The 13859-nt window shown below is 41.1% G+C and carries 11 protein-coding genes and 1 pseudogene; 5 read left to right on the top strand and 7 right to left on the bottom strand.

From position 1 onward, the window contains the following. Positions 1–1143: a sensor histidine kinase gene (locus QUF86_RS07070; protein WP_289314374.1), complete on the bottom strand. Its 1143-nt coding sequence runs from the start codon at positions 1141–1143 to the stop codon at positions 1–3. Positions 1144–1769: 626 nt separating this feature from the next. Here QUF86_RS07070 and QUF86_RS07065 point away from each other — a divergent pair. Both QUF86_RS07065 and QUF86_RS07060 read left to right on the top strand, forming a co-directional pair. Beyond that, positions 1770–2405: a YigZ family protein gene (locus tag QUF86_RS07065; RefSeq protein WP_289314373.1), complete on the top strand. Its 636-nt coding sequence runs from the start codon at positions 1770–1772 to the stop codon at positions 2403–2405. Between the two features lie 174 nt (positions 2406–2579). Further along, positions 2580–3602: an LCP family protein gene (locus tag QUF86_RS07060; protein ID WP_289333906.1), complete on the top strand. Its 1023-nt coding sequence runs from the start codon at positions 2580–2582 to the stop codon at positions 3600–3602. Positions 3603–3745: 143 nt separating this feature from the next. On the opposite strand, the gene QUF86_RS07055 is transcribed toward QUF86_RS07060, so the two are convergent. From QUF86_RS07055 to QUF86_RS07045, 3 genes are all read right to left on the bottom strand, one after another. Further along, entirely contained in the window at positions 3746–4795 is a 1050-nt protein-coding gene (locus QUF86_RS07055) for a glycosyltransferase family 4 protein (protein ID WP_289333905.1), read from the bottom strand. 76 nt (positions 4796–4871) lie between these two features. Then, a complete protein-coding gene (locus QUF86_RS07050; protein ID WP_289333904.1) occupies positions 4872–5975 on the bottom strand; it encodes a glycosyltransferase family 4 protein in 1104 nt (367 codons plus the stop codon). Positions 5976–5993: 18 nt separating this feature from the next. Continuing rightward, entirely contained in the window at positions 5994–6737 is a 744-nt protein-coding gene (locus tag QUF86_RS07045; protein WP_289314369.1) for a WecB/TagA/CpsF family glycosyltransferase, read from the bottom strand. Between the two features lie 112 nt (positions 6738–6849). Between QUF86_RS07045 and QUF86_RS07040 the strand changes: the two genes are divergently transcribed. Genes QUF86_RS07040 through QUF86_RS07030 form a run of 3 tightly spaced genes read left to right on the top strand, consistent with a single transcriptional unit; the run spans position 6850 to position 11002 of the window. Further along, positions 6850–8280, top strand: coding sequence for an O-antigen ligase family protein (locus QUF86_RS07040; RefSeq protein WP_289333903.1), 1431 nt, complete (start codon positions 6850–6852; stop codon positions 8278–8280). Positions 8281–8284: 4 nt separating this feature from the next. Next, a complete protein-coding gene (gene murJ, locus QUF86_RS07035) occupies positions 8285–9811 on the top strand; it encodes a murein biosynthesis integral membrane protein MurJ (RefSeq protein ID WP_289333902.1) in 1527 nt (508 codons plus the stop codon). Positions 9812–9835: 24 nt separating this feature from the next. Further along, positions 9836–11002, top strand: coding sequence for a glycosyltransferase family 4 protein (locus QUF86_RS07030; RefSeq protein WP_289333901.1), 1167 nt, complete (start codon positions 9836–9838; stop codon positions 11000–11002). Between the two features lie 38 nt (positions 11003–11040). Here QUF86_RS07030 and tagH read toward each other — a convergent pair whose 3' ends face one another. The 3 genes and pseudogenes from tagH to QUF86_RS07015 form a co-directional block, all read right to left on the bottom strand. Then, a complete protein-coding gene (gene tagH / locus QUF86_RS07025) occupies positions 11041–11838 on the bottom strand; it encodes a teichoic acids export ABC transporter ATP-binding subunit TagH (RefSeq protein ID WP_289314365.1) in 798 nt (265 codons plus the stop codon). 17 nt (positions 11839–11855) lie between these two features. Further along, positions 11856–12653, bottom strand: coding sequence for an ABC transporter permease (locus QUF86_RS07020; protein WP_289333900.1), 798 nt, complete (start codon positions 12651–12653; stop codon positions 11856–11858). 3 nt (positions 12654–12656) lie between these two features. Next, a pseudogene (locus tag QUF86_RS07015) lies at positions 12657–13847 on the bottom strand (CDP-glycerol glycerophosphotransferase family protein); the annotation flags it as partial. Positions 13848–13859: the final 12 nt, after the last annotated feature.

Below are 13859 nucleotides of genomic sequence, written 5' to 3'. Positions count from 1 at the left end.
TTATAAATGATAGGGAATCTGTATAAACACCAAAGTGCCTGCCCCTGGTTGTGAATCGATCGTCATTTCACCTTCAAGCAACTCGACTCTTTCCCTCATGCCTACCAATCCAAATGAACCTTCTTTTTGGATCGAAGAGTCAAACCCTTTTCCATCATCTTTGACGACGACGGTCACCATCTCTTTGGAAATGGACAGTTTAACTTGAACCTGTTTTGGCTCCGCATGCTTCAATGAATTTTGTACAGCCTCTTGAACTAGCCTGAATAAAGCGACCTCCATATCAGAAGGAAGCCTTTTGACCTGTCCAAGGTTGACGAAATTCAAATGCACGCCCTTATTATAGTCTTCGGTCGTTTGCAAATACTTTCTGAGGGTAGGAACTAGGCCTAAATCATCAAGTGCCATAGGGCGAAGATCATAGATGATTCTGCGCACTTCATATAAAGCATTCCTTACCATGACCTTTAAACTACGAATCTCCACTAGCGCTTCATCAGGACCTCTCTCACGTTGTACTCGTTCTATCAAATCTGAACGCATCATGACGTTTGCCAGCATTTGCGCCGGACCATCATGAATTTCCCGCGAGAGCTTTTTACGTTCCTGCTCCTGGGCTTCGATAATTTTCAAACCGAAGTCCTGTTTGCGTTTCGCTTCTTGAAGGGCTTCCCCCACAAATTTAAGATCCTGCGTCAAATAATTCTGTACCACCGATATTTGCGAGACGAGATGCACCGCTTTATCGATCGTCTGCTGTAAACCCCTTAACCTTAACTCAAGTTCATCCCGGCGATTACGGAGCTCTTTCTCCAATTGCCGGTTTATTTGTAAATCGACTTGCAGCTTATGTGCCCTTTCATAAGCATCGCGCACCTGTTCTTCAGAAAAATGGTTGAAGTGCATACTGACTTCGGAAAGCCTTTTTCGAGCAAACCTGGCTTTTGAATCCAGTGCATCGCTATCGGTTATCACAATGGCAACCCTAATTTTCACATCATCAAGCTCTTTTGTCAGTGACTCAAAATCCTTTCGGCATTGTTCGCCGATATCAAAGACCTCACCCTTACTTTCACTGACAGTGCTCACCATTGTTTCTAAGATCTTGTCCAATGCTTTAGCATCAACCTTTTTTATGGACATTAAGATCCCTCCACTTAAATCAAAAGACTTAAACAATTTATTGTCTTAAAGACTATGTATATGGAAAAAAGTTCTTTTCCTTTTTCATGAATGGTTAAATTTCAGGAAACTTTTGTGAAGTAACCTTCATGAACATATTGTACCAAAAAAAGAATAAAAATACGTTAATTTCCTTTTCGGATTTCCACAAAATGTACATATTTACTATACATCTCATTTTCCCGGCTATGGATAGCGTAATAGTCTACCTATTAAAGGCAGAAAGCCATTTCCATTATCCTAATACAAATTATCCTTTTCAAACAAATGGGATATTCCGCTCCATTGATTATCATACGAAACAGATGCATTTATTAAATGGCAAAATCCTTGAAATGAGAGGACACGTTAAGGACAAGCCAGGATTATGGTACAGGACGCATGTTTTTCCTAGAATGTTATTCTTTTAAGCATATGTGACCAGCTAATAACAATAACAGGCAATAGAATTAATTATAACACGTACAAATTTTTCTTATATTAAAGTTTCTTTACACATGCCGGTATGAAAATGGATCGTCATTGCCACTTTTTCCGCAAAGCCTTATAATAAATCAACTAATAGGAAGTACGAAGGTGGAATAGTAATGCTCACTCAATATTTAACGGTGGCAGGTCGCGGCGAACACGAAATCATCATTGAAAAATCCCGTTTTATTTCCCACATCGCCCGAGTCGAAACCGAAGAAGCCGCACAGGCCTTTATCCAGGAGATCAAGAAAAAGCATAAAGATGCTACACATAATTGTTCTGCCTATATGATCGGGGAACAAAATCAAATCCAAAAAGCCCTCGACGATGGAGAACCGAGTGGTACAGCAGGCGTCCCTATCCTTGAAGTTCTTAAGAAAAAAGAACTGAAAGACACGGCGGTTGTGGTCACACGGTATTTTGGCGGCATCAAACTTGGTGCTGGCGGCCTCATTCGCGCATACAGCAAAGCGACTTCAGAAGGAATAAATACCACCGGTGTAGTCATTAGAAAATTAATGCGGGTCATTTCGACAACCGTCGACTATACCTGGCTTGGAAAATTGGAAAACGAATTGCGATCTTCCATTTATCAAATAAAGGAAATTCAGTACCTCGATCAGGTCAATATCCTTGTATATGTCGAGGAAACACAAAAAGAGGCATATACCGCCTGGATTACAGAGCTGACAAATGGTCAAGGCCAAATCACTGAGGACGAAATGCTATATTTGGAACAGGAATTCACCTGATTTCCTCCTGCATATTTTTCCTTTTTTATGCTGTAATATAATTGAAAAGAAATATTTATTTTACGAAATTATTAAATCATTGTAAAATTAGGATTAATTGACGAAATATAAACTGCAGGATTCGAAAAATAGCGATTTATGTCTGATGTTCGCTATTTAAAAGGAGAAGAAAAGATGTCTACTACTAGGCGTGTCTATAAAATTAAAAAAACAAAGAAAAAAAGGCGAAAGAGACTTTGGTTATTGCTTGTTCCGCTGCTGGTACTTGGTCTGGGGGCTTCTACGTATGCTGCAACCCTGTATATGAAAGCCCAGAATGTATTCAATGATTCCTATGACCCTGTGGAAGCATCTGGAAAGCGGAGTGCAGCGATCGACCCGCTCGAAGATAATTTCTCCATTCTTTTCATAGGGATCGATGATAGTAAGGAACGTGACTTTAAAGGAAACTCACGCTCGGATGCTTTAATCTTGGCTACATTCAATAAAGATCAAAAATCTATAAAACTATTAAGCATTCCCCGTGATTCATATGTGTACGTGCCAGCCAAAGGCGTAACCACGAAAATCAACGCGGCCCATGCTGCCGGTGGACCAAAAGCAACGATGGACACCGTTGAGGAGTTATTCGATATCCCTGTCGATTATTATGTCCGCATGAACTTTAATGCTTTCATCGATGTCGTGGATTCATTGGACGGAATCGAAGTCGACGTACCATATGAATTGAATGAAATGGATTCAAAGGACAAGAGGAATGCCATCCATCTTGAAGAAGGATTACAGACAGTTAATGGTGAAGAAGCATTAGCGTTTGCACGGACACGTAAAAAGGACAGTGATATCCAACGTGGTGAGCGTCAGCAAGAAGTCCTAAAAGCCATCATTGCCAAAGCAACCTCTGCTGGATCACTAACTAAATATACAGGCGTAATGGAAGCTGTCGGTGACAATATGACAACGAACCTTCAATTCTCACAAATGAAAGGTTTCATAAAATATGTAACTACCGATAAAGGTCTCAATCTTGAAACCATCAAACTTGAAGGTCAGGATTCTACCATTAGCGGAACCTATTATTATCAGCTGAACGAAACATCAGTAGCCAACACTAAGCTGATGCTTCAATCCCACTTGAACCTGGGACCGAATGAAGGCAATCAAACTGAAGCCGTTCAATCACAAATACAAGAATAAAGTGAAACCCCCACTCGTCATGAAGTGGGGGTTTCACTTTTTCTTGCTTCCTTTTTCGATTCTCTCATATCAAAAAAAGCCTCCATCCGTTTTAAAGTAACGGATGGAGGCTTTTCTAATCTAGTAATCTATTTGCAAAGCGGTCATGGCTTATTTTTAAAGTTGAGCATCTTCAGCAACGGCTGATAGTTTGAATTGACCAAACCAATTTTCTCCACAAAAATCTCTATGATCAACAGGAGTCCAGTTACAAGGATCAAAGCTCCCCACATCGTTGCAAATGAAAAGATTATTGCCGCTAAACCGAAGCAGGCAGCTAAAGCGTAAATGAGCAAGACAGTCTGCTTATGAGTGAATCCCAAGTTTATCAAGCAGTGATGTAAATGGGATTTATCAGCAGCCGAGATTGGCTGTTTATTGACGACCCTGCGGATAATCGCGAAAAATGTATCCGAAATGGGAACACCCAAGATGATGATCGGTACGATCAAGGAAATCATCGTAACGTTTTTAAATCCTAGCAGGGACAGGACAGCAATGATGTAACCTAAGAATAAGGCACCTGTATCTCCCATGAAAATCTTTGCCGGATGAAAGTTAAATTTCAAAAAGCCCAGAGTGCTTCCAATCACGATCAATGCGACCATAGCAACAAACAAATCCTGTTTAATAAGGGCCATTGTTGCAATTGTCACTAATGCGATCGTTGAGACACCACCTGCGAGACCATCCAGTCCATCTATTAGGTTAATTGCATTAATGATGCCGACAATCCACAAAATGGTGATTGGTATACTTAAAACGCCAAATTCAAGTGTATCGGTAAAGAACGGCAAATTGATGAATTCCACTTCAAGACCGCCCCATAATACGATAATGAGGGCAGCCAAAACCTGGCCCAGGAATTTGGGTGCAGCTCTTAATTCATATATATCATCAGCCATCCCGATTAGAATGATGACAAGTGCTCCCACCAGTAGTGGCAATTGTCCCCACAAATCATTTGTAAAAAGGAAGAAGGTAATGAAAAAACTCAAAAATATAGCTAAACCGCCCATGCGCGGCATAATTTTACTATGCACTTTTCGCTCATTTGGTTTATCGGTAGCTCCTAATTTAAAGGCCAGTTTTCCGACAAAAGGAGTCAAAAAAATGGATAATAAAAAGGCTACCAACAAGGCCCCTATTAACATCAAGAACCACCTCATTTCAACTAAAAATCTAATACCCGTAACGATCTATAAGAAAACCTATATATAAATGCTTATTTTAATTTTTCATCCTCAAATAAACATTATATACGTTATTGGCTAAAATCTCTATAGAAAAGTTGTTTTTTGCAAATTTTTGTAAATCCAACCCTATTTTTGTCAGGTTTCCGGATTTTTTTAATTCCAAAGCGTTGCAAATGGCCTTTTTCAGCTGATCGACATTGCCGATATCCGTAATCCAGCCCTTGCCCCCATCAGGAATCAATTGCTTTACACCGCCAACATCACTAGTGATTGCCGGCAGACCGGATCTTGCTCCTTCAAGTAGAACCAATGGAAAGCTTTCGCTTAAGGAAGTCAATAATGTGACGTCCCCCAATGGGTAGATTCTTTCCAGATCTTCACGATACCCTAAAAAGTGCACGTGATCGGATAATCCCTTTTCCGAGACCATATTTTCCAGAACAGTTCTCCTGCTCCCATCCCCAGCAAGCAACAGCTTTACATGGGGGAATTCTGATACCACTTCACTTAATGCCGCTAAGGCAAATTCATGACCTTTCACCGGTTCAAGCCTTGCAGGCATGATGATGATGAAATCATCTGCCCCAAACCCGAAAGCATCCCTTTGAAAGGGGAAAGGCAATTCCTTTTCAAAGTCAATTCCATTTAGGATCTTTGTAATTTTGGACGAATGGATTCCCTGGTCAATCAAGTCCTGCTTAAAGCGATCGGAAACCGCCAGTATATGATCGGCATATTGAAATGACCTTACATGAAGGCCCGTAAACAATTTTCCTTTTACACCCTGGCCTAAAAAATCATGATGAGGTGAACTGTGAACAGTAAGAAGCCAAGGACGTATGATGAGGCGCTTTAATAAAGCACCATATATATTCGCCCGCGGACCATGGGTATGGATGATGTCTATATTATTTAGACGGATAAAGTCCCGTAAAGGTTTCAAAATTGAAAGGTCATATTTCGAATGTTGCTTGAAAAGTTCAGTTTGTATCCCAGAGGACCTAGCCCGCCGGTAAAATTCACCATCTTCAAATAAACCAAGCAAGCACTCCTCTTTATTCAATTGGTTCAGTAAGGACATAATATGAAACATACCGCCGCCAGTTTCATTACCAGCGTTTAAATGCAAGATTCTCATCCAGTCCACTCCTTAAGTTCAGGAACGCTGTACCGTTTTCCTTAACCGTCTAACCTTGAATACGAATCTTGGCAGCGCAAGCATCCGTTTCCACCGTGAAGGTTGCTGGATCAATCGGTACAACCATTCAAGACGCATCTTCTGCCAGAAAACCGGAGCGCGGTTCACCTTTCCCGCAAGAACATCAAAGCTCCCCCCAACTCCCATGAACAACCCTTTATTAAATAGCGAATAGTGTCTGGAAACCCATTTTTCCTGCCTAGGAAACCCTAATGCAGTCAAAATGATGTCAGGTTCAAGTTCCGCTATCGACTTAGCAAGGCCATCGTCCTTAATATCAATGTAACCATGGTTGTATCCCACCAACTCGAGACCCGGGTATAGCTCTTTTGCTTTACGGGCAGCTGCTTCAATAATATGCTCTTCCGCTCCAAGCAGGTATACCTTAAGCGCTTTTTCATCAGCGACCCTAAATAATTCATTCATCAAGTCGAATCCTGTAATCCGTTCTTGCAAAGGTTGATTTAGCCATTTAGAGGCCATAATAATACCAATGCCATCCGGAGTGATGTAATCAGCCGATTTAATGATGTTCTTATAATCCTGATGTTCATTTGCATACTCCACTATTTCTGGGTTTGCCGTAACGACAAACGTTTTTTCCTGATTCATTAATCTTGGATAGATCATTCCATTCACGAATTCATCCATATTGCTATCAATGAATGGTATGGATAGTATCTCAACAAACTTTTCTGTCATTTAACTTCAGCCTTTCATATGTACTATACATCTAAAGGGTGGGGTATTATTCAAGAAATTTTTTCATACACATAATAGAACGTGATTTTTCGATTCAAAGGTGGTTAATCAATTGAAGTTTTTAGACAAACAATCATTACCCATTCTAGTCATGTGCCTGCTTGTCCCATTAGCAGTGCCTCACCCTATCGCCGGTTACATGGCAACGGCGTTGATGCTCTTTTTTATCGGTATAAATAAAAAAAACCTGTTATTAATTCTATTCATTTACTTCCCTGCCCGTCCCTTATTGATGGAACTGAATAGCGGCTTAACCTATACAGGTGACCTGATCATCCTCACCTTATTCGTTTCTTTGCTTATTGAAAGATTCAAGAAGAACGAATGGCATTTTTCGAACTATCATTTTACCTTGCCATTTTGGTTTTTTTGTTTAATTGGTTCCGTAGCTGCACTCATTAACGGAGTGGGAATCCTCCCTATCGTATTTGAACTCCGGGCTTTGCTTGTTACATTCCTGCTTCTTTACATTATCGGTGAATTAAATCTAGAAAGAAAGGATATCTTTCGCTTTTTGAAGGTAATCCTAATATTTACAGTCTTTCTTTGCCTGCATGGTATATTGGAGAAAATCTTTTCGCGTACGATCCTGCTACCCCACGCATGGGAAATGTGGAATCTTTCTCCAACGAACCGGATGAGGATTTATGGTGCATCTGCCAACCCTAATGTATTTGCCTTATTCTTAAGCATCCAGTTATTCCTTAGTTTCTTTCTTTACCAGTCGCTGAAAAAATATAAATCCATCGTCTTTCTAGCGTCCATCTTACTTTCTGGTACGTTACTGCTTACCTATTCACGGGGCACGATGATTGCATTCGGATTCGCGGCACTTGTCTTCATCATTTGGACTAGAAATAAACCATTTCTCAAATATGCTGCAGGAGCATTAGTTCTCGGCCTGCTTCTGATTTATTACCCAGTTTTATTCGCTTCAAGTAAAGTGGAGGTATCCGCATCTGTTCCCATGGAAAATATGGTAATTGGCAGCACACCCACTTCCGAACATGAACATGCCCTCTCCAATCGATTTTCTGAAATGTTCTCTGATAAGACTTTACACCAGAGCACGGAATGGGGCCGGTTATATGTCCTGATCAAGGGAATTGAAATTTTCAAAGATCATCCCATAATCGGTACAGGGATGGCAACCTTCGGAGATTCTGCCACGCTTACCTTTTCTTCACCAATCTATCAGGAATACCAAATTGGTGAAAGGATGTATTCCGATAATCAATATATCCAGATTCTCGTACAAACTGGGGTGCTTGGTTTTCTCGCGGTTCTAGCATTCATCCTTTTTACCTACCGTAAAATCATTAAATCGGGAAATGGCACTTTGACAGTGTTCACCATCTGCCTGATGTTGGCAGCATTATTAGCAGGACTTTTTTACAATATTCTCGAAGATAAAACCTTTACACTATTTTTTTATAGTTGTTTGGGCTTCTGTATACAAAAGGACATCATTTTAAAGGATTGAAAATATGCCTACTCTTTCAAATGTAATTAAATCGGTCGGGCTCGTCACCATTATTGCAGCCGTTGGAAAAGTCCTCGGATTCGGGCGGGAATCGATCATAGCCGCCTATTTCGGGGCATCCTCAATGGCGGATGTCTTTTTCGTGGCAAGCCTCATACCAACCATCCTATTTACGGCTCTCGGCAGCGGTCTTCAGGCCGGCGTCATCCCCATATACTTGGAAAAGAAGGCGAATAACCCTTTGAAAGCTGATGAATTCATCAGTGTGTTAGGTTCCTTTTTCATGCTGGTAGCCGGCGTCATGACCATCGCCTGCATGATTTTCATAAAACCGCTCGTCATATTGGTAGCCCCCGGTTTCTCTGATTCAGAGCTTGCACTAACGGAGTCCCTGACCCGGATCATGCTGCCAAGTTTACTATTTTTCACGCTTTCATACATGGCGACGGGTGTCCTGAATGCGAATAAGCGTTTTATTCTGCCAGCACTAACTTCAACTGCACAAAACACGGTCATTATAGCAGCCACCGTATTGCTCGCTGCTCCCTTTGGGGTTGAAGGGTTAGCTTGGGGGTTTGTGTTCGGTGCAGCCAGTCAGTTCCTTATTCAATACCCATCATTAAAGAGATACGGAATCCGGCCAATCGTCACGTTACTGCCTCATAAACGGCAGATCGCCCAAACACTGTACACCTTTTACCCAATCATCATCGCCGCTTTGGCGATCCAATTGAATAGTGTCGTCGATCGGATTATTGCCACCTCGCTCGAAACCGGAAGCGTATCAGCGCTGAACTATGCGAATCGGCTGCTGTGGCTGCCATTGAGCATTGTACTCACGCCGCTGATCACCGTATTGTATCCTTCAATCGTCGAGCGGGCACTTATAGGCTATCAAGCTTTCCTTAATTTGACCTTAAAGGGGTTGAAGTCGCTTTTATTTCTAGCCATTCCTTTCATGATCGTCATGTTAATCAGCGGAAACAGCTTAATCACTCTGGCATTCCAACGCGGGGCTTTCGATGCTTCAGCTACCGAAACGACTTATGCGGCATTTATCTTTTATTCAGCTTGCCTCCCGTTCTTTGCACTAAGGGATTATTTGATGAACGCCTTCTACGCCTTAAAAAAAACAAAAGTGGCCATGTATTCCTGCCTGATTGCCGTATTGCTTAATGTCCTGCTCAGTTGGGTCCTATCACGTCATCTTGGCGTCGGTGGAATTGCCTTAGCCTCGGGCATTTCCATGCTCCTGCAATCTCTTTACCTATTCGGCTTCCTATGGCTAAAGTCAAAAAGGGCGGACAAAGCCGCTTTCACGGATGTTTTTCAGGAAGGCAGCAAGCTGATCATCATCGGAAGCATCATTTACGGACTTGCTCTCTGGATCCATCCGCTTACCCTAACGTTACCCATCATTCCGGAATTAGTGATCATCTCGCTGCTGGTATTCGGGTTATATTTCGCACTATCCTTACTTTTTAAAGTAAGCAGCCTACAGGCAATGAAAAGGATTAGATCACCACAGTAATACATTAGAAGAAGGAGTGCCTTTATGAACATTTTAATCACAACGATTTTCAACTACCCTCATGAAGGAGGGCTATCGAGTCATATCACTACGTTAAAAAAGGGTTTAATGTCGCGGGGCCATGATGTGGACATATTATCTTTCTCTCAATTGCCACCTTTCAAGAGGAAGATGCTCGCCCAGGCTCCAGGATTTTTATTAAATAAAGTAAAACAGGGGAGCGGCCAGCTTTTCAATGACAGACAGCGCCAAAGATTATTGGCTTCATCTATTAAAGCCTTGAAAAAGAACTATGATGTCATTAATGCTCAAGACATTTTCGCAACGCTTGCCTCCATTGAATCCGGGATACCAACGGTGCAAACTGTCCATGGATATTATTCATTCGAGGCAGTCAGCAGGGGTGCTCTCCTTCCGGATAGCGAAGAAGATTTAATCATTCGGGAGCTTGAAAGAAAAGCATACCGGTCTGCTGCAAAAGTTGTGACGGTCGATCAAAGGATCAAAGACTATATAAATCACTTGGCACATATAGAGGCGGACACGATTAAGAACTTCATTGACGTGTCTGCTTTCAAACCGGAAATGGCAAAGCGGGAGCAAACTCGCCAGGATTTTCAAATCCCCCTACATAAAAAGATGCTTTTCGTTCCTAGAAGAATGACTGAAAAGAACGGTGTCATCTTCCCGCTTCTTGCTTTGCCGGAGGTACTGAAAAATCATCATGAAACGATATTGGTCTATGCAGGTACAGGAGAACAGCGAACCCGGCTTGAGGAAACGGCAGCAAGGCTCAAAATATCCGATTCCGTACTTTTCTTGGGTTCAGTGCCTTTCGAGAAAATGCATAACCTCTATGAAGCATCGGATATCGTACTCATCCCAAGCGTTCATTCCCACGGTGTGGAAGAAGCTACATCCATATCTGCATTAGAAGCGATGAGTTGCCGCTCACCCGTCATTGCAAGTGCAATCGGAGGTTTAAAGGAGATTCTCATTGATGGTGAAGATGGTCTGTTAGTTGAGGAAAAAAATACAGAAGCACTTGCACAAGCCATCTCCATTCTGCTTAATGACCCTACATATGCAGCAATGTTAGCTTCGAAAGCAAGATATAAAATGGAAAGCGAATACTCCCATCTTACAGCTGCCGAGCGGTTTGAGAAAACGTACGGTGAAGTGCTTAACTAAAAAAAGCAGACCCGAAGCTTCGGGTCTGCTTTTCACTTTCATACCAGTGCAGAACTACGCCTTTTCATTTGTTCTTCACGATACTTTTTCTGTTCTTTTTTAGACATGGCGTTATATTCTTTTAAGAATGCTTCATATTGCGGCATTACTTCTTTCATGGCACCGTATGCTTTTAACTCTCCATATTCAAGCCATAAAGCCTTTTGGCAAAATTTCTTCATCTGACCGATTGAATGGCTGACAAAGAACATCGTTTTGCCTTTTTCCTTAAATTCGTTCATTTTCTCCAAACACTTTTCAGCAAAGTTTTTATCCCCGACTGATAAGGCTTCATCAATAATCAGGATATCTGGATCAATATGCACGGAAATGGAAAAACCAAGCCTGGACTTCATACCGCTTGAGTAGGATTTCACGGGTTGGTCAATGAACTTGCCCAACTCTGAAAACTCAATGATCTCAGGCTCAAGTTCCTTGATTTTATTTTTATCGAATCCAAGCATCAACATTTTCAGCTCGATGTTTTCTCTGCCCGTCAATTGATTATTCAGGCCAGATGACACGGCAATCAAAGCCGTTTTCCCGTTAGTTTGGATATTTCCGTCCGTTGGCGGGATAATGCCTGCAATAATATTGGACAATGTGGATTTCCCGGATCCGTTGACCCCGACAAATCCTATTACATCGCCCTTTTCCGCTTCAAAACTTACATTCCTCAGAGCAAAATACTCTTCCCCATAGCTTTTAGGCAAAAGGAGATCCAATAATTTTTCCGAGTTTTTATTATATAATTTATATTTTTTCGTTATATCTTTGACTATTACCGATTTTTCCAACTTTTCTCACTTCCAGTTTACTTAAAGTCAACAAAGCGATCTCTAAACCTGACATGCAGCGAGGAACCTATCAAAAACAAGATGATAACGACTGCCCAGAAATAAAGCGTATATTCCCAATGCTCTATCAGATACCATGATTCCCCCAACAATGAAGCTCGATACCCATCGACAATATAATATAGTGGATTAAGCTTCATGATATTGACTATGATAGGGTGCTCCTTAGCATCCAATACCCAAAGGATTGGTGTTAAATAAAACAAGACTTTCATTAAGGACACGATTATATTGTGAACGTCACGAATAATGGTTGATAATGTTGAAGAGATTAAGCCAAATGAAAATAACAGCGCAACCGTCGCGACAACATAATACGGCAGTTGTATGATATAAACTGTTGGGAGGTATCCAGTAAAACCCAATAGTATGATAATGACTCCCAGCAGCATGAGATGCTGATACAACTTAGCAAAGATGACATACGAAGGAATGACACTCATCGGAAAGCTCATCTTGGATACCATATTCAGTCGGGAATAGACGGATTTAGAGGTTTGGGTTATGGCAGGATTCACAAAAAACCAGACAACGATCCCTGCCATAAGCCATGGAAGGAAATTATCACCGCGATTTAAGATTATAAATCCGAATACAAACCAATAAATCGCAATCTGTATCATCGGATTAATGATTTCCCATAGGATTCCCAGATAGTTATTGCTGTTGGCACTCTTCACCTCATAAACAGATAAACGCCTTACCAAATAAAAACTATTGATTTGTTCTTTTAAAACGGTCAAAGCTGAACTCATAAATTACACAGACCTTCCTAAAAACACTTTTTCTACGACACGGCGTGAAGCCTGGCCATCCTCGAGTGCACAAAACCGATCGTGAAAATGATTGATTTCATTGGTATTTTCATATTTCATCGTCTTGATACTATCAATGACCGCATCCGATGTTTTTACTAACAAACCAGGTGCATTCTTTTCAAAATCAAAGTAAAACCCGCGAAGCTTGTCCCTGTATTTTTCAATATCATATACATAGAAAAGCATCGGACGCTGTAAATTTGCGTAATCAAAGAATACGGATGAATAGTCCGTTATTAATAAATCCGAAATAAGATACAAATGACTAATATCTTCGTAACTGGATAAATTGTAGGCGAATCCTTGATACGCCGATAAATCCAAGTTCTCAGAAATCAAATAATGAAGACGGAGTAAAATGACATACTCCTCCCCCAATTCCTGTTTCATTCGATCCAGATCCAGTTTTATTTCAAACTTATATTTTCCCTTGCTATAAAACTCGTCATCCCTCCAAGTTGGGGCATAAAGGATGATCCTTTTCTCTATTGGTATACCCAACTTCTGTTTCAATGAGTCGATTGTATCACGATTATTCCCATTGTAAAGTATATCATTACGCGGATAACCGGTTTCCAGAATTTTAGAAGCATCGACATTGAAGGCCCTGGCAAAAATTCCACTTGAATAAGCGTTCGGTGAAATTAAATAATCCCATTTACTTGATTCGGCATGGAAATTTTCTTTATATTTATCCGTCGTTGTTCCAGGCATGTGAACTTCATTCATGTCCGCCGCAAGTTTCTTTAATGGCGTCCCATGCCAAGTTTGCAAATAGATCGTGTGCTTCGGCTTCGGAATCCAAAGCGGGAGCCTGCTGTTCGTTACCCAATAACGGGCTCTAGTCATTTTAAGCAGCCAACTAAATGAAAAACGATCGAGATAAGGAATGCCAGCCTCTTCGAAATGAGCTCTGTACCTTTTATCTACGCTCCAGTACATTTTATATTCAGGATGGTGACTCTGCAAGTATTCATAAATGGCTCGTGGATTACAGCTATACTGCTTTCCTAAAAAACTCTCAAATATAACAAGCTTTTGGTCCACTGGCAATAATTTCCCCGCCATTGAAAAAGCCATTTTATAGGCGCTTGTAAGCATAGCTTTTACTTTTGTCACTATTGATGCCATAAGCCTCCCCTT

The sequence above is a fragment of the Peribacillus sp. NJ11 genome, from assembly GCF_030348405.1.
Taxonomy (GTDB): domain Bacteria; phylum Bacillota; class Bacilli; order Bacillales; family DSM-1321; genus Peribacillus.
This window is presented reverse-complemented; position numbering and strand designations above follow the sequence as displayed.